The following is a 19,463-nucleotide window of genomic DNA, read 5'->3' as shown; positions in this document are numbered from 1 at the left end:
ATGCCGAATCGGGTACTGGTCCGCAAGGTAGGCCGCGACCTGAGAGGACGCGTGGCACAGGTGGCCGCGATCGCGGTTACCGTATTACTCGGGGTGCTGCTGTTCGTCGCGAGCTACGACTCGTTCCGCAATCTCGAAACCTCCTATCGGCAAACCTACGAACGGTTGCGACTGGCCGACTTCACCGCCCGTGGTGGTGATCCGGCGGCCATCGCCGCCGCTGTCCGGGACGCCGATGGTGTGGCGCGAGTCGCGACGCGCACCCAGGCCGATGTGCCGATGACGATCGGCGCGACCAAGCTGGTCGGCCGGATCACCGGCTCCGAGACCGCTGGTATCGACGAAATCGACCTGACCGCAGGCAGTTTGCCCGATCCGGCGCACTCCGAGCAGGTGGTCGTCGAACACCATGCCGCCCAGACCTTCGACCTCACCGTCGGCAGCCGCCTGCGGATCTTCGACGGGACGGACTGGCGGCAGGTGACTGTCAGCGGTGTGGCCAGATCCGCGGAATATCTGTGGCCCGCGCGCAGCCGCCAGGACATCATCGGTGATCCACACGCGTTCGCGGTCGTCTTCGCACCGCAGGCTGTGGCGTCGCGGCTGGCCGGACAGCCTGGTCCGAATCAGACCCTGGTCGTAATGTCGTCCACCGCAACGACATCGGAACGCGATCGGGTCGTCGACCTGTTGCGGTCGGCCGGTGCGGCCGCGGTAGAACCGCAGCGCGAACAGCCGTCCAATGCCGCGCTGCACGAAGACCTCGACGGATTCTCGGAAATCGCCGTCGGATTTCCCGCGCTATTTCTCATCGCGGCGGCTATCGCGGAATACGTGCTGATCACCCGCCTGGTGCAGGCCGAACGCCCGATCATCGGCACGCTGCTCGCCATGGGCGCTCGTCGCCGGACGGTGATCGGTCACTATGTCGGCTACGGCGTCGCCATCACCGGAGTCGGCGCGCTACTCGGCGTGCTCGGTGGATTCGTGGTCACCTCCGCGGTGACCGCCGCCTACACCCGGCAGATCGGCATCCCCGATACCGTTGTCGAGCACCGGATCGCCACGGCTGCCGTCGGTTTCGCCCTCGGGCTGCTCACCGGAGTTATCGCCGCCCTGGTCCCCGCGATCGCCGCGGCCCGTATCGCACCGGCCGCGGCGATGCGCGGTGACGGTGACCGTCCGGTACCCGCCGGACGGTTCGCTCGCCGCACCGCACGCTGGCATCGGCTGCCCGTGGTAGCGCGAATGGCGTTGCGCTCGTTGACCAGAGGCCGACGACGGACCATCGCGACCATGACCGGAACCGTCCTCGCACTGGTGCTGATCCTCGCCTCCGTAGGGATGCTCACCAGCATGCGCGCCATGCTGAATGTCCAATTCGGTGAGATCCAACAGGAAGACGCGACCGTGCTGGTCGCCCCGGGAACCCGTGACCTACTTGCGCAACTACGAGCTGTACCCGGCGTGGCCGCGGTGGAGCCGAGCACGATGACGCCCGTCACGGTCGCCGCCGACGGCGAGTCGTACTCGACGACGCTGACCGGTCTGCCCTCGAACACCACCATGCACGGATTCCGCGATCCGGGCGGCGACTCCCGGCAACTGCCCGTCGACGGCGTGTTGGCGGGCGCGCCATTGGCGGCGAAGCTCGGCGTCCATGTCGGCGATATCCTCACCGTCACACCGGCTTTCGGCGCTCCGCAGCAACAGCGCCTCGCCGGATTCGTCGACGAACCGCTCGGCACAGCCCTCTATGCGACGGACACCACCGTCCGCGCGATCGGCGGCCTGGGCGCGGACGGATACCTGCTCCGGTTCGCCCCTGACGCCGATCGAAATGCCTTGCGCGCCAAGTTAACCGAGCTGCCAGGCGTCATCGCCTATACCGACACCCATGCGCTGGAAAGCCAAGTCGACGAATTCCTCGGACTGCTCTGGATATTCATCGCCGTGATGCTCATCCTGGGCGCGACGCTCGCGTTCACCGTCATCTACGTGACCATGACGGTCAACCTCGCCGAACGGACCACCGAACTGGCCACCCTGCGAGCCGCGGGCGTCCCGGTGCGTCGACTCACCGCGGCGCTGGCCATCGAAAACCTCACCGCCACACTGCTCGCGGTGCCGCTCGGGCTGGCGGCGGGCATTGCCACCGCCTGGGCCTTCCTGCGCACCTTCACCAGCGATATGTTCGATATCGACCTCGTCATCGGCACGATACCGCCTCTGCTGGCGGTCGCCGCGGTGGTCGCCGCCGCGGCGCTGTCGCAGCTGCCCGCGGGCCAGCTCGTGCAACGCATCGACGTCGCCCGAGTGGTACGCGAGCGGGCACGGTAACCTGCGAGGCCGATGTTTCGATCAGCGAAGAAGATGGGCACCTCAGATGGCTGATTTCGCCGAGCGGTTGAACAAGCTATTCGAAACCGTACATCCCCCGGGTCGCCGCTCGCATACCAACGCGGAAGTCGCCGACGCGTTGACGAACTCCGGACACCCGATTTCGAAACCCTATCTGTCCCAATTGCGTTCGGGACAGCGCGCCAACCCGTCCAGCGAGACCATGGCCGCCCTCGCCAAGTTCTTCAAGGTCAAACCGGACTATTTCTTCAACGATGTCTACGCCGCCAAGATCGACCACGACCTGGAACTGCTCTCTCAGCTGCAGGGCTACCACCTGCGCCGACTATCGAGCCGGGCTTTCGACCTTTCCGAGGAATCGCAGAATCTGCTCGCCACCATGGCGGAGAAGCTGCGGGCGAGCGAAGGACTACCGGCCGCGCCGTCGGAGACCGGCGACTCAGGACCCGACCAGGCATAACGCCGTGCCCGGCGATTGTCTCGATGGAAAGTCGGCAAAGGTGCAGGCAACCAGACTCGATCTCAGATACCAGGCGTCGGTGGCATTTTCGGGATCGAGTCCGGTCAATTCGGCGATTCTATCGACCGTTCCCGTTCGATGTCGGCGTGGGTTCGCGCTGGTCTTGCTTCCTCGCCCGGTTGAGGCCGACCCAACTCATACACACGCCACACTTCCCGGGGCATCCCATCCCGCACCGCCCGCTCACCCAGCTCGCGCACCTGTTCGCGCTGTTTCTCGATCGCTTCCCGCTCAATCCGCTCTTTATCCTCACGCGCCAGGACAGAGCCGATACTTCCAAGATCACGCGTTACATCTCTGCGCTTATCCTCATGATTCTGTTCTATGAGCCGTTCCGTTGCTTGGGCCTGCTCGCGCCCCAACCCGGCGTCACGAACCATCTCCCGAGCCTTCGCACGCTCTATTTCACGATATCCGCGAGATCTCCCAGTAACCGCCCGTGAGATTCCCGCAACTTATCGACTTCCAGCGCCTGACCTTTTTCGCGCGGTTCGGCAAACTTGCGCGACTGCTCCGCCACACGTTCGCGGAAGTGTTCACGTTTCTCGTTCAACTCTCGCGAGTCGACACTCCGCGCCAAACCCTTATCGCGTGCCCGCTGATCACGCTCACGTTGCACGCATATCCGCTCGTTCCGTGCCGTCCGTTCGCGTACCTTATGCTGTTCCCGCAACTGAGTCACATCGAACAATTCCAGCTGTGGTGCGTCCCGTTCGAGCTGCCTGCCTAGTTCTATCGCCTGCAAACGCTGAGTCTTCGTGACCTCGACAATTTGGAACCGTTCCGGAAATTCCCTTGCCAACTTTTCCAGCGGGTCCCGGATTTCTCGATCGAACCGTTCTCCAGCGACCGTCACCCATTGTCCCGACCAGCCTTCATCCCGAACGAGGTAGATGTCTTTATCTACCTGTTCACGACTGGTTTTGCCTGATACCTGACCAGACTTGTATTCGGTGAAACGTCTATCATCCTTGTCGACTACCCGCGACGAATCCATACGCCGATAGCCGTCCGGCGTCCGCACTTCCCGCTCGTGCCGCCAACCCCGTTCCGGTGTCTCGCCCCGTTGATGCGCCATCCCATGATGGAAAAGTCTGGCGTTTTCCCGGCGTTGCTCGTCGTAGTCGGACACGAATCAACCCACCCCCACATGCCGAGACCCAGGGGTCAGCCGAGCACGTGCCTCACATACGTGAGGTCATCATGAGCGGCCCACTCCAATATTTCGACCACGAATGTTGTCTCAGCGTCGTTACCGGGTTCCCGCACTGCCGGACCGAATCCCTGATACCGCCCCCCAGAGGCGTGGGGGTGGTTATACCACTGCATACCGCGACGATGTACGTAGCATTCACCGATCCAACGGACGAATTGATCTGCGATATCAGCTTTTTCAGGATCGGTCACCGAATCCTCATAAGGGAAGAACTCGCCGAAAACCGCTGCAACCCGATCTATCGCAGCGTCCGACCATATCGGCTCCGGCAGACCGGGAACCGTCTCGGTGGCGAATTTCTCCAGCTGTGCGTCCATCTGCCGGAACCATCGAACCCATTCCGGCGGACCGGGTGGCGTCTGTGTTTTGACCTGTGTCAGGTCGAACTCGCCGAAATCCATTCCGATCTGGTCGCCACTGCCCATGCCGTTCTCCCTTTCGGTTCGTCCAAGAATCCGTTGGCGCTCTTGCGATCCGCAACCCGCAGGTCAGTGTCTCATCTCATGGGGCACTTCCGTCGGCTCCTCAGCGCGGAAAAAAGGCGAGATCGGCGGCAGTGTGCTCGTCTACCGACGCGATTCCCCAGAACTGGACTATGGAGTCTTTAGCACCTCTGGCCATGGCTTTCGCCCGGTTCCCGAGCATCCCCGCGAGTACCGCTTCAATGGTCGGTTGTCGCGGAACCCGTACCGCTGAGTGCAACAGATTCGCCTTCCTGATCAAGGTTCGAGATACAGCCGCTCGTTGGGCAGGGATTGAAGCCAGATACGTTCGCGCTCATGGCATCTCGTGGTCCACAACGTTTCTCGGCGTAATAGGGATTGCATCGGCCTTGTCCAGCTCGGCGTCCGAGTCCGACACCCACCCGTCTTCGTCCATGAGCGAGAGTGAACCGTCTGCACCCTGGTACACGGGAGCGCTATCGGCGGGGGCAAGGTCGAGCTTGAAGAGGGTTTCTTCGTGGAATTCCGCGAGCAACTTCCGCACCGATGGCGCTATCGCGTTCGGTCGTGAGGGAACTACCTCGGCCATGCCCGCACCTCCCGAACGCCCAGCAGGGCATCCGAAGTGGAACGAGAGCGGGATAACCATCCACGCGGGAAGTTGTTTCATCACAAGGGCTCCTCGATGTGGGCCTATGGAGGTTCGATGAGTTTTGTGTTCCGATAAGGAGGGGCTAGCTGACGTGCTCGGTCCTGGGGTTTACCGCCCCCAAAGGCGGATCACGTCGTCCGCGCGATCCTCGCGAGGGTCCGTGTTCCAGTTGTTGCCGTTGGGTCCAGGCTCCATTGGTTGTCACCTCCTCTCAAAACTCGTTGTGGCGCTCAGGTTTTGGGGGCCGAGAATTCATGTGCACACCACCGCCCCATACGCGAGGGCAGTCAAGTACTGCTCGCATCCTCCGTGCCCGGCATGACACGACAGCAGACAGCGGGCGTGTTCAACGCCCTCGATTGGCAGGGGTGGCGGTGCAGTCCAGGGCGCGGGCCTGCCATCGGGCCAGGACGTCGGCGCAGGCCACGGGGCTCATGAGATGAGCCTTCGAAGGTTCTCGGTAAGGTCGGCTTCGAGGTGGGGATCTCGCTCGATGTCGACCTCCACGAACTCCGTGCTCAGGGTGTCCATCGCTCGGCCGAGAGTCAGACACTGCGGTGGGCAGTTACGATGAGTGCTCATGGCGAAATGGCGTTGTCAGCGGTCAATACGCCAGGGTCGGTGGAGCATTCGGGGCTGGCACTGCCGTCCGGCCCGGATTCGGTTACCTCCGCCACGGTTACACTTCCTTTCCTGTGCGGTGGGCTCGGCCGCGCGGTGTGATCGCCCAGTCGTCGCCCTGAGTGCCTTTGGCGCGACGACGATCCGATCCTCGGCCGCCAACGCTGGACCACCTTCCTCACCCAGGAACTACCGCCGATCATCGACTCGGCCTTCAACGGCAGCGGCGCCGTGCTGGAGTCCATCACCGACCAGTGCGCGCACGCTCTGCGCGACCGCCTCCAGCAACTGAACATCCCCGCCACCTTCGACCTGCGCCCGACCGGCACCCACTCGTGGGGCTATTGGCAGGAAGACCTGCACAAGTCGTGGCCGATGATCCGCGACGCGCTGAACGGGTAGCGCACCATCTCAATTCAGCCGAGCGCCGACCCTGGCCATCGGCGGAGCCCAGCCGGGTCGCTGCGGACTGCCCTGCCTCGGCGGTGTCGGCGTGTTCGTCGCTGTTCGTTTGGCCCCGCTCAACGCTTGGTCGGTGAGCACCGTTTCGGAGATGTGGCCACGAGCCACGCGGAGCAACTCTTGGTCCGCCGGATTACGCAGTACATCGTTGACGCTGCCCAAGATACGGTCCGCCTGTCTGCTTCCGATCTCCCCCAGTATGCGCTGGGCGGCGAGGGCGTCGTTTGCGAATGGACCACCATGCAATGGGCGTCCCGACCCGAGGGTGCCGCCACCAGCGACTGTTTGGAGATCCCGGGCCACGTCCTCCGTAGGTGTGCGCAGGTATGAGGCGACGAATCGGTCCTCGTCCGCGGTAAGGGTGACGCCTGCGGGCGCCGAGCGCCGATACCGGAATGCGGCGGCCTGCAAGGTGGCGAGATCCGCCGCGACTTCGCCGGTAGAACTGCCGCCCTCGAGGAGTCGAAGCGACGAGTCCTGGACACGTTGGACCGCGGCCACCACGCGGCCGAGATGGTTATTGCCGAGCGTCCAGCCCTTGGCGTTGTCATCGACGATCGACGACGAGCGAATGGCATTGAACATGATGTCCTCGTCGGTGAATCCGGCGGCCATCAATGCCGCCGGTGCATCGGTGATCTTCCCGCCGATATCCACCAGACCCTGTATCGCCGCGGCCGCGCCGCGAACGGTATTGATGCCGCCATTGGGCGCGGCAAGGGCGGCCTCCCGGGCAGCCCGCGCGAATACGGGCCGGTGCACGTATGCCTGGGCATAGGAGCCGTCGGGGCCACCCACACCTGGCGCGCCCCAGAATCCCCATTGGCCCAATTGCGCCTCACGCTCCATACGGGAGAACGGCCGCAGCGGTGAACGGGTCCGGCCCCAGAGCCATTCGGTCGCAGGCGAATTGCTGACCGTGCTGAAAGCGGCAAGCACGGGCAGCATCCCCGCACGCATGGAATGTCCCGCCCCGACCGCGCCCATACCGAGAGCAGTCGCGCTGCCGCCCGAACCGCGGGAGCCGCTGCCCTGCGCGGCGAGCGCGAACCGATTGGCGATCCATTCGTTGCCGCGGTCCAGACCGGCGCTGAGCCTCTTGAGCTGGAGGATCGCGACGACTTCGACGATCGCGCCGATGATGAACACCACCATGACCTGATCGCGGGCCAGCGTGAACAGGTCTCGCAGGATCAGTACGTAGACGCCGAGAAAGATGGTGTAGGCCGTCATGCGCGCTGCGGCGACGAAGCCGTCGACGACATTGCGAATCAGGAACGTCTGCGTGGGCCCGTATACGAATCCGCCCGCGGCGAAACCGAAGATCGACATCAAGCCGTGGTAGATCGTGTCGAGTGCCGCTCGGATCACCTTGATCGCGAGCACGGCACCGAAAGCGAGCAGGATAGCCCCGGCCACCAACAGCAAGAGGCCGGTACCGATCTGCTCGAAATTCGGATTGTCCATTGATTCCTTGGCCGCGCTGTCGCCACAACCACCGATGCCACGCTTCACCCGGTCTTCGCTTTGCGCCGTGACACCGGCAGACCACGCGGCACGGCAGGCCGGTTGATCGTCTACTACGTGTCCGAAGTTCCAAACCTGCAGCGGACGACGGGCGAAGTTGTCGGTCAGCGTGCCCTGCATGGTCGCCACCATCCGGGACGGATCGACATTGCTATCGCCGTTCAACCCGGCCGCCACCGAAATGCCGAGATCCCGCCCCTGCGCCAACAGACCGTCCGAGGACAGCACATCGGCCAGTGGCTCGGCGAGGAATATCGGCCCCAGCACCGCGACCATGAGCATGGTCCCCATTTGCAGCGTGGCCTTGGAGTACAGGCCGCGCACGACGAACCAGGCGACGAAGAGCGCGCCGAGCGTCGCCGCGGTCACCAACATGATCGGGGTCGCGATCTGGCCGGTCAGGTTGTGCGCAACACCGAGCAGTGCCTTGGAGAATATGTTCAGCCACTCGAAACTCAAGGCGAGCCGATCAGCCAGATCGCCGTGATCACAATGATTTTCCAGCCCGCGAACTCCAGACCGATCACCATGGCGATCCCGGTATCCCACGGTTTCAATACACTGCCGTGGTCGGTGGCGAACACATAGCTGGCGGCCTCGACCCCCGACGAATCGGCGACATGGGTCCAGCCGACGGCACTGCCCACCGACGAACCGGCGGTGTGGGTGCCGCTTTCGGCGGTGGCCGAGGCGGTGGCGCCCAGTAGACCTGGGAAAACGACCAAAACGAAGACTGTGAGCAGGAGACCGACCGTCCAGCGCCGCCTTCGCGTCGCGCGTATCCAAGCACGACACCGCCGCAGCACCGCGGGCAACTGCCATCGATCCGGATCCCAGCAGTCCGATCTCCAGTTGTTCACTACCACTACCTGATTCGTTTCCGCGCACCCCGAACGCAGGCACGGCATGGCAAGACGGGCATCGAAGCGGACAAACCCTCGGAGCTGCTCAACAGTCTCCGGAAACGACAGCTTCAAACGCTAACCACGCGCCGTGAACGACCCCCCTCCGATCAGTGAACGGAGTACTGCGAAACCTTCGGAGCCCGTTGGCTTTTCGTCTCCAGCACGACCGCGGCTGTTCACCGTTTGTTCGCCCTGCGCGGTCGCCGGACATTCGCGCTGCCCGACGCATCATCGGGCGCGGATGCCGCCGCAACCTTGCCTATGGCCATGCTCGATCGAGTGCCAAGTGATCACGAAAATGGCTGGAGCCCAGCCTTTTCCAGAATTTTCGACCAGACATACCGGTCTGTCCCAACGCTGACCGCTAGCCCGATCGAGGAAGCGCGACGATTGCCCGCCCATCGCTGCTAGAGCGAGTACGCGCCATCGCGAGAATCATCGGATCTCCCGATGTATACAGACCCTTAGCGCGGATCCGGGTTGGCGTAGCGGGACTTCGGAGCCTCGATGATCACTTCCGGTTCGGCCGAGGGCCCCAGCGGCGGACGCTCGGCAACTACCTCGAATTGGCCGGTGTGATGTTGGCGGATATTGGCTATTCGCAGTACTTTTCGGCGCGCGAGGAACCAGCCGCCGACCAAGGCGGGCCCCAGGATGACGAGCATGGCGAGTACGGCTGCGCGCTGGACCATATCGCCGCTGGTGACCATCAGGATTACCACGGTGGCCAGGAAGAGCAGGGTCGCCACATCGGTGTACGGGGCGCCGGGTAGGCGCGAGGCCGGGCGCCAGGCCAAACCGCGGCGCCACTCGCGCCAGAGCCGGAGGTGACACAGCACAACCGCAGTCCACGACACAATGGTGCCGAGTGCCGACGCGTTCAGCACGATCTCGAATGCCTTGTCCGGCACCACCGCATCGAGCCCGACGCCGACCAGGGCGATCGCACCGGTGGCGAGAATACCGACGTAGGGTACGCCTGTCCGCGACATGCGCGCCGCTACACCGGGCGCGCTGCCGTTCATCGACATCGAACGCAGAATCCGGCCGGTCGAGTACAGCCCGGCATTGAGGCTCGAAAACGCGGCAGTGAGCACGATCAGGTTCATGACCGAACCGGCGGCCGGTACACCGATTTTCGCGAAGAACGTGACGAACGGGCTCTCACCGGCCCGAAAGACCGTATAGGGCAACAGCAGTCCGAGCAGCACCAGCGAACCGACGTAGAACAGTCCGATGCGGGCGATGACGGAGTTGATCGACCGCGGCATGATCGTCTCCGGATGCTCCGCCTCACCGGCCGCGATGCCGACCAGTTCGACTGCGGCGTAGGCGAATACGACACCGGTCGTCACCGTGACCAGCGGCAGCAAACCGGTCGGGAACAACCCGCCGTGCTGACTGATCACCCCGACACCGGTCTGCGCACCCTGAATCGTGAAGCGACCGGCCAGGAAAATCGTGCCGACGATCAGAAAGCCCACCAGCGCAACGACTTTGACCAGTGCGACCCAGAACTCCAGTTCGCCGAACCAGCGCACCGAGATCAGATTGGTACTCACCACCGCGATCAGGGCGATGAGCGCGATCACCCAGTGCGGGACAACCTCGAACGCGCCCCAGTAGTGCACATAGGTGGCGATTGCGGTGATATCGACGATCCCGGTCAGGCACCAGTGGAAGAAGTAGGTCCACCCGACCGCGAAAGCCAGCTTCTCACCGTAGAACTCGCGCGCATAGGACACGAACGATCCGGCGGAGGGACGATGCAGCACCAGTTCGCCGAGCGCGCGCAGGATGAAGAAGACGAATACGCCGCACACCGCATAGACCAGGAACAGTCCCGGTCCGGCGCTGGCGAGCCGCCCACCGGCACCGAGAAATAGCCCGGTGCCGATCACCCCGCCGATCGCGATCATCTGCACTTGGCGTGCGCGCAGCGATCTGCGATAGCCGACGTCCTCGGCATGCAGCGCATCTGCGAGCGCCGATAACTCAACTGGTCCCCGAACTGCGATCACGACCAGGCCTTCCAGTAAGGGAAGTCATGTCGCGGAAGAATGTACCGTTATTTAGCGGTACATTCAATGTGTTTTGTTTGAAGGTTCAACGGGTATTCTGGCGGCCCCACGGGCGATGTCCGAGCCGGACGCCCGGCCGAGCGGGTTCGTTCATATGCACAAAACCCGAGGTCCAGGCTCTGCATCATGCCGATAGCCCGGCGCCGTCAATTGCGGTGAGCTGAATCCGGTTAGCCGAACCCATGATCGGCTGGCGGATCAATGGAGATTCGGAGGATGCGGTGAAGCGATCTCGGCGGCGGCTCGCGGTGCTGGTGGTGGCGGCAGGTCTGGCGATGGGCAGTGCCGGGGTGGCGATCGCCGATCCGGCCTTCCCGCCGAATTTCCCACCGGATCAGAATCAGCTGCCGCAGTTGCCGACCGAGCCGCAGATCTACGATCTGCTGCCGATCCCGTCGCCGGATCAGGACCCGTGGTACGACGATCCCGCGGATCTCGCGTCGTATCAGCCGGGGCAGATCGTGCGCAGCCGCGAAGTGCAGACGCGGGTGCTCGGAATTCCCTTCCCGGTGTATACCGAGCAGCTGCTGTTCCGCTCGAACGATGTGCACGACAATCCGATCGTCACCGCGACAACCGTTGTGGTGCCGGGCATTCCGTGGCAGGGCAGCCCCCGGCCGGTGCTGTCGTTCCAGGAGGCGATCGACTCCACCGATTCGGCGTGCAATCCCTCGCACACCCTGCAGACCGGCACGATGAAGGAGTCGGCGCTGGTGATCTATTGGCTGGCACAGGGTTTCGCGATCAACGTGCCCGACTTCGACGGAAAGTTCAATACCTTCAACACCTATGCCGAGGGCAAGATGGTCCTCGACAGCCTGCGCGCGATGAAGAACGATCCCACCCTCGGCCTCACCGATTCCGGCATCGCGCTCTACGGATATTCCGGCGGCGGTTCGGGTTCCATTCGCGCGGCGGAGCTGCGCGCGAGCTACGCACCCGATGTGCGGCTGCTCGGCACCACCATCGGCGGGACGCCCGGAGACCTGGTGGCAGAGGCCAGGTATGCGACCCACACGGAACCCGGACTCACCGGCACCAGCAACTTCACCATGTGGCTCGGCTTCGCGAGTCTGGCCCGGGAATATCCGGACGTCTTCGATCCGGCCGATCTGCTGACCGCCGAGGGGCAGCAGATCATCAGGGACATCCGAAGTCGTTGCTACGCGACCATTGCGCTCACCGGCGTCTACCGGCCCATCAGCGCCTACTACCAGCCCGGAAAGTCGCTCGCATCGTCCCCGGAGATCCTTCGGGTCCTGCAGGACAACAGCTTGGGCAAATACCTTCCGGATACGCCGATCCTGTGGTGGCATGGACTGTGGGACGAACTGATTCCGCCGTCGGTGGTGCTGCCTACCGTCCAAAGCTATTGGGAGCGTGGCGCTGACCTGCGCTTCTACACCGTTCCGGTCCCCGAGCACATCGTCAATGCCGTCACCGGGTGGCCGCCCGCGGTGGCCTGGACCAGCGCGGTGCTGCGTGGTCTGCCGCCGGGGCCGAAGTTCAAGGCGGATTTCTAACCGCCCGGCTTTCCCGTTGACGTCCTCCTCGGCCTAAGGGTCGAGGATTCCTACCAGGACCTCACGGTCCTCTCGGTGGGTTCCTGCTTCACTGCCCGGTGCCAGAACGAGTCCTGGACTCACCCCGTCTCCACAGGCGTTTAGTCTCTCCGCACGCCCTGCGGCGAGAATGTTGTTGGCGGCGTTGCGATCCCGATCGTGAACGGCACCGCACCGGCACGCCCAAAGTCGCACCGACAACGGCTTCCGCCCGTCAATCACGCCGCATATCGAACACAACTGCGACGACGGGAACCAGCGGTTCACCCGAGAGAAGTGCCTCCCGTACCGGCTGGCTTTCTCCTGCGTCGGCCACTTTCGCGTGCGCGTTTGCGACTCTCCTGCGGGCCTTCGCCCGGTCGTTGCCGCCTTTCTGCTTGCGATGCAACGCTTTCTGAGCTTTACGTAGCCGCCGTTCGGCCCGCCGCAAGAACCGCGGGCTGTCGATCATCGTGCCGTCACTGAGCACGGCGAACGTGGTTAGCCCCAGATCGATCCCGACTTCGCCGCCCACCTGCGGCAGCGGCTGATCGGTGATCGCTACCACGAACGACGCGAAATATCGTCCGACGGCATCGCGGATTATGGTCACGCTCGATGGATCTGCTGGCAACTCACGTGACCAGCGCACCGCCACGTCACCGATCTTCGGCAACCGTAGCTTTCCGCCGGGCGTGAGGGCGAAGCGTGCGTTGCGGGTGAACCGAATTGCCTGCCGGTTGTCCTTGCGCGACCGGTACCGCGGCGGGGCGACCCGGGCACCCTTACGCTTCCCGGTAACGCTGGCGAAGAAGTTGCGGTAGGCGGTGTTCAGGTCCGCGAGGGCCTGTTGCAGTACCACCGCCGACACCTCGCCCAACCAGGCTCGTTCCGGGGTCTTCTGCACAGCTGTCGGCCGCTTGGACAGCTGCCCGTCGGCGAGGTAGCCCCGCCAACGCGGTCATTCACCTTACCTTGCAGGTGTTTTCAAAGCGCGGAGTGGCGCGCGATGTGCTCGAATTGAACGCCGGAATTGCGCGGTTGTCGGTAGCCCCGACCGGATCGGTCAGATAGACAGCAGGTTTCGTCAGTGCCTGACCCAACCGGCTCCCAGCCGCCTCCGCGCGGGCTATCTTGCAGCTAGAGCAATCAGTCCCAACTCTGCACCGCGTCGTAGCGGCGGCGCATCTGGCGGCGCCGGTAGAACACCTCGTCCACCGACAGCGTCGTGGTGGTCACGGGCGCCAGGCGGATGTTCAGACCGAGTTCCCTGATGCGGTGCTCCAGATCGATGCGGCGCTCCGGCGGCAGGTTGGACCACATCGTTTCGAAGCGGCCGCGGACCGGGGCGTCGGCGCCGGCGATCAGGTCCAGCAGCAGCGGCCAGTCATGGGCATCGGTGGCGATGCCGGGCAATGCGGACACCATCGCATCGTTCATCTGCGCGAGCAGGGTTATTATCCGGCGCTGAATCCCGGCTTCGGCATGTGCCATCAGGCTGAAAAGTCCACGCCACAGGTCGGATTCGATGCGGCCCTCCAGGCTGCCGACGAGTCCGGCCAGCGCCGCGTCGTTCGCGATGATCGGATTCGCGGCCAACGCCCCCAGTGCCCACTTGCTCAGCCGTCCGATAAAGGTCAACAGCTCCGGTGCCGCACCGGCCCGGAGATAACCGGCGATGAGATTGCCGATCATTTCGGTGGAGCCGATGCTGAACAGGACATCACCGATCGACGCGGTCAGCTCGGCTTCACAGCGCGCGAATGTCGACAGCGCTGCCAACTGCAGCCCCGTAGACCCGATGAGCACGGTATGCAGCATGCGCGGGAACCGCTGCCGCGGTCCGGCCAGCAGTTGACGAAAAATGGCGCTCACGCCCGCGACGGAATACGCATAGGCGGCGGAGAAGATCAGACCCTCGTCATCGAGCACGCCCTGTTCGAAGGCCGCGACCAGTGTGGGTGTGGCGAAGGCGTCGAGGAACGGCCCGGCGGTGATGTAGTCCTTGCGGGCCAGCATTTCGTTGAGGATGCGCACGATGGGTTCCGGCGGCGCCACCTCGGCGAGTTGTCCGACGGTGCGCGGATCCATGTACGGCGCACAGTCGGCCACATACGCGGGCGCGAGCATGGCAACCGTCTCGGCCGCCTTCTTCGGGTGATCGACACCGACCGCACCCGCGGCCCGGCCCGTCATCATCGGCGGCACCAGGCGCTGCACCAGCGGCATCGAGATGCGCAGCGGAATGATCGGCACCAGCTTGCTGATCCGCTCGAATGTCTCGTTGTGCTGGTCGAAGATCAGGCCCGCCAGCCGATCCTGGAGTTCGTGCAGATTCTCACTGCCCAACCGCTCCAGATGCGCCAGCCGCTCCACGGGAGCGTGCAAAGTCCGTGACAGCAGCACGATCTGGGCGCCGGTTACCAGATCACTCATCAGCCGAGCCGACTCCCGAACATGATCTTCTTCGTCACCGCCCGGAATGGCCTGGGCAGCGCGCCGACCATCTCGTCGATGGCCTCGATGAGCGCGGCCGTCTCGAGTTGTTTGGCCGCGCGGAACATCTCGAGCAGTTCGGCGGCCTCCTGTTCGGTGATCAGCCCGGTTGCCGCCAGCGGCCCGCGTAGCTCGTGTTCTAGGTCGGTCCTGGCGGTCATACGGCTACCTGTTTCTTCATCTATCGCAACGTCGATCACTCGTGAAAGCCCCGAGCATAGGTGTCTCGGCGACCCGGCGGGGCAGTGCGTAAAGAATTCGTTATCCAAAGATCTTCATAACTTTTTTGAGAGGGTTGACTTCCTTTTTATTTGTGCCGCAAGGCAACTCGGATTTTATTCTCAGTCACGGGAAGTTGCGTGTTCGGCGGTGCACGCACATCTGTTTGTATCTGGGCATGATGGATTGGTGTCGGCGCACCCGGGTCCATTCCTGCCTCAGGAGCCACGCATGCGGCCATCCGGCCTGACGCGCCGGACGTTCCTCGGCGCGGCGGGCCTCGGAACCCTCGCGCTCACCGCCGCGTGTACCGGCTTCGCCACCACGGGAAGCGGCGGCATGCTCTTTCTGTCCACGCAATTCCGCCCCGCCGACGAGGCCGAGCGTTTCCGCGGCCTGCTCGGGAAGACAGCGCCGGGCGTCAGCTATGTGACCATCGAGGAGAGTCCGTTCGCGAGTCAGGTGCGCAGCCAGGTCGGGGCGGGCTCGACGCAGGTCGGTCTGCTCGGCGGCCTGCACGGCGATATCGCACCGCTGGCCGACGGCTATCTCGAGGATCTCACCGGGCTGCTCGCCGATCTCGGCAACCGCGGCTGGCCCGCCGTCTATCTGCGACTGGCGCGGGCCGGTACCGACCGGACGTGGTATATCCCCTGGGCCACAGCCAGTTACGTACTCGCCGCACATGCCGACGCGCTCCAGCATCTGCCGTCCGGCGTGGACGCCACGGCACTGACCTACGACCAGTTCCTCGACTGGGCGATCGCGGCGCGCCGCGCCAACGGCAACCGACCGATGCTCGGGCTGCCCGCAGGCCCGAAGGGCCTGCTGCATAGATTCACCCAGGGTTATCTGCTGCCGTCGTTCACGGGCGGTCAGATCACCACCTTCCGCTCAGCCGAGGCCGTGACGGCCTGGCAGTACTTCCGCGAACTGTGGGCCAACTGCGCACAGTCGAGTACGAATTTCGACTTCATGCAGGAGCCCCTTGCCAGCGGCGAGGTGCGCATGGCCTGGGATCACGTCGTCCGCCTGGTGCACGCGTCCGAGCACGACTCGCAGGACTGGCGCATGCTGCCCGCGCCGCGCGGCAAGCACGGACTGGGCTACATGGCCGTGGTCGCCGGGCTCGCAATTCCCAAGGGCAGCACCGATGCCGAGCTCGCCCAGCGCACGATCGGCGCACTGACCAAGCCGGAAGCCCAGATCGAACTGCTGCGCTCCAATGGCTTCTTCCCGTCGGTCCACACCGCCATCCCCGACGATCTGCCGCCCGCGGTCGGACTCGAGGCCGATGCCGTGGAACGGCAGCAGCAGGCACCGGGCGCGATCCTGTCGCTGCCACCGGTCGGTCTCGGCCAGCGCGAGGGTGAGGTGAGCAAGGTGTTCAAGGACAGCTTCCGCTCGATCGTGTTGGACGGAGCCGATATTCGGACCACACTCGATCAACAGGCGCGGGTGCTGCAAGGCATTCTCGACGAGCTGAAGGTGCCGTGCTGGGCGCCCGATCCGGTCGCCGACATCTGCGGGGTGGGGTAGCCGTGCGCGCGCGACTCGGTTCACCGTGGATTCTGCTGCTGCCCTCGATCGTGCTGCTGGCCGCGCTGTTCGGCTGGCCATTGGTGCGGGCGATCTTCGATGCGTTCAGCGACGATCACGGCTTCACGCTCGCGCACTGGCGGCGCTTGTTCGACGACCCGTATTTCCTTACCTCGCTGCGCAATACCCTGTTGTTGATCGTCATCGTGGTCCCGATCCAACTGGTGCTCGCGATCGGCATGGCGCTGCTGATGCAGGCGCGGCCGCGGTTCGCCAGTGGCCACTTCTACCTGTGGTGCGTGCCATTGGCGATCTCCGAACTGGCCGCCGGACTGGTGTGGTTGTCGATCTTCGGCAATCGCGGCTACCTGAACTCACTGCTGGTCTGGCTCGGCCTGTCCGAGGACGGTGTGCAGTGGTTGAACTATCAGCACACCGGAACCATGCTGCTCGCGGTGGTGATCGCCGAGATCTGGCGGGCGACCTCACTGGTCTTCGTCATCGTGGTGGCGGGCGTACAGCTGATTCCACGGGATTACGACGAGGCCGCGCAGGTGTTCGGGGCGAACTTCTGGCAGCGGCTCCGGCACGTGACGCTGCCGCAACTCGGGCCGAGCCTGCAGGTCGCGCTGATCCTGCGCACCATCCTCGCGCTGCAGACCTTCGCCGTGGCACAGGCACTGACCGGTCGCGACTTTCCGCTGCTGGTCGGCGAGACCTACGAGTGGTACTCGAATCTGCAGAATCCGGCGGTTGCGAGCGCGGTTTCGCTTGTGGTGCTGACCATCTCGCTCGGTACCGCGGTGTTCTATCTGCGGACGGTCCGGGCGCCGGAGGAGTCGCGATGAGTGAGGCCACGGCGCTGCCACCGATCGATCGCGCACCGCTGCGCCGACGTCGGTGGCGGGCCGTCGGAGTGCAGGTGGCCTGTATCGCGGTGACGCTGTTCATGGCGCTCCCGATCGTGCTGATCGGACTCGCGGCGGTGTCCTCGCGCGAGGCGCTGAACGAGTTCCCGAAGCCATTGCTGTCCAGCGAATTCTCCACCGAGACGCTGCGGTCGTTCTTCCACGCGACCGGAACCGTTCCGGCACTGGGCAACTCGGTGCTGGTTGGGCTATACACGGTGTTCTGGTCGCTGCTCATCGGCGCGCCCGCCGGATATGCCCTGGCTCGCAATGCCTTCCGCGGTAAGGACAGCTACCAGGTATTCATCCTGTTCGTGCGGGCGCTGCCGATCGTGGTGCTCTCGGTGCCGCTGGCCACGATGTTCCTGCGGCTCGACGTCTACGACACCGTCTTCGCCGTGACGCTCGTGCACACCACGCTCGCGCTGCCCACCACCGTGCTCATCACGGCGAGCATTTTCGTCGCGGTGCCCGCCGATCTCGAGGAGGCGGCGCGCGTCTTCGGCTGCACGCGCTGGCAGGCGGCTCGCACAGTCGTTGTGCCGCTGGCACTTCCCGGTCTGGCCGCATCGTCGATCTTCACGTTCGTGCTGTCGTGGAACGAGATCCTCGGCGCGACCATCGTGACGCTCGGACATCGCACGTTGCCCGCGCAGGTGCTCACCACGCTCGGTGAGGCGTCGACGCCGTACCGGTTCGCGGGCGGGTTCGCGCTGATCATTCCGGCGCTGGTCTTCATCTTCGTGATGCGGCGCTATCTGGTGAATATGTGGGGGACGACGCTGAGATGACAGAGGTGCAGGGCATATGGCCGAAGTGATTCTGCGGGACCTGGCGAAGACCTACCCCGGCAGCACGACGCGCGCCACCGACCAGGTCTCGCTCGAGGTCGCCGACGGTGAATTCATGGTGCTGCTCGGGCCCTCCGGCTGCGGTAAGACGACGCTGCTGCGCATGATCGCCGGGCTGGAACTGCCCGACGCGGGGCAGATCGTGATCGGCGGCAAGGATGTGACCTACCTCGAACCGCGGCGGCGCAATCTGTCGATGGTGTTCCAGTCCTATGCCGTCTTCCCCAATAAGAAGGTCGCCGACAATATCGGCTTCGGCCTGCGGGTGCACGGTGTGCCCGCCGCGGAGATCCGGCGCAAGGTCGCGTGGGCCGCGGATCTGCTCCAACTCACGCCGTACCTGGATCGGTATCCGGCGAAGTTGTCCGGCGGCCAACGACAGCGTGTCGCGGTGGCGCGCGCGATCGTCATGGACGCCGATGTGCTGCTCATGGACGAGCCGCTGTCCAATCTGGATGCGCTGCTGCGACTTTCGTTCCGCGCCGAGTTGAAGAAGCTGGTCGGCGAGCTCGGCACGACCACGATCTATGTCACCCATGACCAGGTCGAGGCGCTGTCGCTCGGCGATCGCGTCGCGGTCATGCGCGACGGGGTGATCGTTCAATGCGGTTCGCCGACAGCGGTATACGACGGTCCGGCGACCGAATTCGTCGGCGGCTTCCTCGGCAGCCCACCGATGAACTTCCTCACCGGGATCGTCGACATAGGCGAGGCCGGACCGCATATCGATCTCGGCGGACAGTCGCTGCCGATTCCCACCGCGCTCGCGTCGTTCAACGGCAAGAAGCTCAACCTCGGCATCCGGCCCGAGGCCATCGCCGTCGGCGACGAGGCGGGCACCGATTCGGTGCGCGCCCAACTCCAGGTGCTGGAGCCGCTCGGCTCGTCCACCCTGTTGACCACCGATGTCAGCGGACAGACCGTCAAGATTCAGACGCAGCCCGGCTTCCGGGCCGACCAGGGCGATGCGCTGAACCTGCATGTGCCACCGCGGGCCTGCCGCTGGTACGACCCGGAAACCGGATTATTGCTGGAGGACTCAGTGTAGATATCCGGTGGAGAGTTCGTCGTATCCGATCAATTCGACGGCCGAATATTCTGAAGCCTCGCCGAAACCCTCC

18 protein-coding genes and 1 pseudogene are annotated in these 19,463 nt (G+C 64.4%); 8 read left to right on the top strand and 11 right to left on the bottom strand.

The window, feature by feature from the left end; translation table 11 throughout:
- Both NP3_RS19985 and NP3_RS19980 read left to right on the top strand, forming a co-directional pair.
- Positions 1-2,340 carry an FtsX-like permease family protein gene (locus NP3_RS19985; RefSeq protein ID WP_063043115.1) on the top strand — a complete coding sequence of 780 codons (2,340 nt, stop codon included), beginning with the start codon at positions 1-3 and terminating at the stop codon, positions 2,338-2,340.
- A gap of 46 nt (positions 2,341-2,386) precedes the next feature.
- A complete protein-coding gene (locus NP3_RS19980) occupies positions 2,387-2,821 on the top strand; it encodes a helix-turn-helix domain-containing protein (protein WP_063043114.1) in 435 nt (144 codons plus the stop codon).
- Positions 2,822-2,925: 104 nt separating this feature from the next.
- Here the strand turns inward: NP3_RS19980 and NP3_RS48075 are convergent, their stop codons facing one another.
- From NP3_RS48075 to NP3_RS19960, 4 genes are all read right to left on the bottom strand, one after another.
- Entirely contained in the window at positions 2,926-3,261 is a 336-nt protein-coding gene (locus tag NP3_RS48075) for a hypothetical protein (RefSeq protein ID WP_157124413.1), read from the bottom strand.
- Positions 3,262-3,281: 20 nt separating this feature from the next.
- On the bottom strand, positions 3,282-4,013 hold the full coding sequence (locus NP3_RS48070) for a hypothetical protein (protein ID WP_157124412.1): 732 nt from the start codon (positions 4,011-4,013) through the stop codon (positions 3,282-3,284).
- Positions 4,014-4,048: 35 nt separating this feature from the next.
- Complete coding sequence (locus NP3_RS19965; RefSeq protein ID WP_063043111.1) at positions 4,049-4,522, bottom strand: hypothetical protein; 474 nt, start codon at positions 4,520-4,522, stop codon at positions 4,049-4,051.
- Positions 4,523-4,874: 352 nt separating this feature from the next.
- Positions 4,875-5,129, bottom strand: a complete 255-nt coding sequence (locus NP3_RS19960; RefSeq protein ID WP_157124411.1) for a hypothetical protein — start codon at positions 5,127-5,129, stop codon at positions 4,875-4,877.
- 909 nt (positions 5,130-6,038) lie between these two features.
- On the opposite strand from NP3_RS19960, the pseudogene NP3_RS49665 reads away from it, so the two are divergent.
- Positions 6,039-6,215: pseudogene (locus NP3_RS49665) on the top strand (esterase family protein); the annotation flags it as partial.
- A 9-nt stretch (positions 6,216-6,224) separates the two neighbouring features.
- On the opposite strand, the gene NP3_RS19955 reads toward NP3_RS49665, so the two are convergent.
- The 3 genes from NP3_RS19955 to NP3_RS19945 form a co-directional block, all read right to left on the bottom strand.
- Complete coding sequence (locus NP3_RS19955; RefSeq protein WP_063043109.1) at positions 6,225-8,261, bottom strand: hypothetical protein; 2,037 nt, start codon at positions 8,259-8,261, stop codon at positions 6,225-6,227.
- Positions 8,258-8,527, bottom strand: coding sequence for a hypothetical protein (locus NP3_RS19950; RefSeq protein ID WP_157124410.1), 270 nt, complete (start codon positions 8,525-8,527; stop codon positions 8,258-8,260). The genes NP3_RS19955 and NP3_RS19950 overlap by 4 nt, the downstream gene beginning before the upstream one ends.
- A 644-nt stretch (positions 8,528-9,171) precedes the next feature.
- Positions 9,172-10,728, bottom strand: a complete 1,557-nt coding sequence (locus tag NP3_RS19945) for an amino acid permease (RefSeq protein WP_245721033.1) — start codon at positions 10,726-10,728, stop codon at positions 9,172-9,174.
- 335 nt (positions 10,729-11,063) lie between these two features.
- On the opposite strand from NP3_RS19945, the gene NP3_RS19940 reads away from it, so the two are divergent.
- Positions 11,064-12,311, top strand: coding sequence for a lipase family protein (locus tag NP3_RS19940; RefSeq protein ID WP_063043151.1), 1,248 nt, complete (start codon positions 11,064-11,066; stop codon positions 12,309-12,311).
- A 33-nt stretch (positions 12,312-12,344) separates the two neighbouring features.
- Here NP3_RS19940 and NP3_RS50485 read toward each other — a convergent pair whose 3' ends face one another.
- From NP3_RS50485 to NP3_RS19925, 4 genes are all read right to left on the bottom strand, one after another.
- Positions 12,345-12,617 carry a zinc ribbon domain-containing protein gene (locus NP3_RS50485; protein WP_245721032.1) on the bottom strand — a complete coding sequence of 91 codons (273 nt, stop codon included), beginning with the start codon at positions 12,615-12,617 and terminating at the stop codon, positions 12,345-12,347.
- Positions 12,565-13,200, bottom strand: coding sequence for an RNA-guided endonuclease InsQ/TnpB family protein (locus tag NP3_RS19935; RefSeq protein WP_245721036.1), 636 nt, complete (start codon positions 13,198-13,200; stop codon positions 12,565-12,567). The genes NP3_RS50485 and NP3_RS19935 overlap by 53 nt, the downstream gene beginning before the upstream one ends.
- A gap of 278 nt (positions 13,201-13,478) precedes the next feature.
- Positions 13,479-14,765 carry a hypothetical protein gene (locus tag NP3_RS19930; protein WP_063043106.1) on the bottom strand — a complete coding sequence of 429 codons (1,287 nt, stop codon included), beginning with the start codon at positions 14,763-14,765 and terminating at the stop codon, positions 13,479-13,481.
- Complete coding sequence (locus NP3_RS19925; RefSeq protein WP_063043105.1) at positions 14,765-14,986, bottom strand: hypothetical protein; 222 nt, start codon at positions 14,984-14,986, stop codon at positions 14,765-14,767. Before NP3_RS19925 ends, NP3_RS19930 begins: the two co-directional genes overlap by 1 nt.
- 289 nt (positions 14,987-15,275) lie before the next feature.
- Here NP3_RS19925 and NP3_RS19920 point away from each other — a divergent pair, with 289 nt between their 5' ends.
- Genes NP3_RS19920 through NP3_RS19905 form a run of 4 tightly spaced genes read left to right on the top strand, consistent with a single transcriptional unit; the run spans position 15,276 to position 19,390 of the window.
- Positions 15,276-16,583, top strand: a complete 1,308-nt coding sequence (locus NP3_RS19920) for an ABC transporter substrate-binding protein (protein ID WP_063043104.1) — start codon at positions 15,276-15,278, stop codon at positions 16,581-16,583.
- A 2-nt stretch (positions 16,584-16,585) separates the two neighbouring features.
- Positions 16,586-17,431 (top strand): carbohydrate ABC transporter permease, encoded by an 846-nt coding sequence (locus NP3_RS19915; RefSeq protein WP_157124409.1) that lies wholly within the window; start codon positions 16,586-16,588, stop codon positions 17,429-17,431.
- Entirely contained in the window at positions 17,428-18,282 is an 855-nt protein-coding gene (locus tag NP3_RS19910; RefSeq protein WP_063043103.1) for a carbohydrate ABC transporter permease, read from the top strand. The genes NP3_RS19915 and NP3_RS19910 overlap by 4 nt, the downstream gene beginning before the upstream one ends.
- Positions 18,283-18,298: 16 nt before the next feature.
- Positions 18,299-19,390: an ABC transporter ATP-binding protein gene (locus tag NP3_RS19905; RefSeq protein WP_063043102.1), complete on the top strand. Its 1,092-nt coding sequence runs from the start codon at positions 18,299-18,301 to the stop codon at positions 19,388-19,390.
- Positions 19,391-19,463: the final 73 nt, after the last annotated feature.

Origin of the sequence: Nocardia pseudovaccinii NBRC 100343, from assembly GCF_001613225.1 — a bacterium.
GTDB lineage: Bacteria > Actinomycetota > Actinomycetes > Mycobacteriales > Mycobacteriaceae > Nocardia > Nocardia pseudovaccinii.
This window is presented reverse-complemented; position numbering and strand designations above follow the sequence as displayed.

What these genes read in the sequence shown, in the direction of transcription:
- NP3_RS19985 (WP_063043115.1), top strand. Translation starts at nt 1, where the DNA reads ATGCCGAATCGGGTACTGGTCCGCAAGGTAGGCCGCGACCTGAGAGGA.
- NP3_RS19905 (WP_063043102.1), top strand. Translation starts at nt 18,299, where the DNA reads ATGGCCGAAGTGATTCTGCGGGACCTGGCGAAGACCTACCCCGGCAGC.
- NP3_RS19940 (WP_063043151.1), top strand. Translation starts at nt 11,064, where the DNA reads ATGGGCAGTGCCGGGGTGGCGATCGCCGATCCGGCCTTCCCGCCGAAT.
- NP3_RS19965 (WP_063043111.1), bottom strand. Translation starts at nt 4,522, where the DNA reads ATGGGCAGTGGCGACCAGATCGGAATGGATTTCGGCGAGTTCGACCTG.
- NP3_RS19910 (WP_063043103.1), top strand. Translation starts at nt 17,428, where the DNA reads ATGAGTGAGGCCACGGCGCTGCCACCGATCGATCGCGCACCGCTGCGC.
- NP3_RS19980 (WP_063043114.1), top strand. Translation starts at nt 2,387, where the DNA reads ATGGCTGATTTCGCCGAGCGGTTGAACAAGCTATTCGAAACCGTACAT.
- NP3_RS19920 (WP_063043104.1), top strand. Translation starts at nt 15,276, where the DNA reads ATGCGGCCATCCGGCCTGACGCGCCGGACGTTCCTCGGCGCGGCGGGC.
- NP3_RS19925 (WP_063043105.1), bottom strand. Translation starts at nt 14,986, where the DNA reads ATGACCGCCAGGACCGACCTAGAACACGAGCTACGCGGGCCGCTGGCG.
- NP3_RS19930 (WP_063043106.1), bottom strand. Translation starts at nt 14,765, where the DNA reads ATGAGTGATCTGGTAACCGGCGCCCAGATCGTGCTGCTGTCACGGACT.
- NP3_RS19960 (WP_157124411.1), bottom strand. Translation starts at nt 5,129, where the DNA reads ATGGCCGAGGTAGTTCCCTCACGACCGAACGCGATAGCGCCATCGGTG.
- NP3_RS48075 (WP_157124413.1), bottom strand. Translation starts at nt 3,261, where the DNA reads ATGGTTCGTGACGCCGGGTTGGGGCGCGAGCAGGCCCAAGCAACGGAA.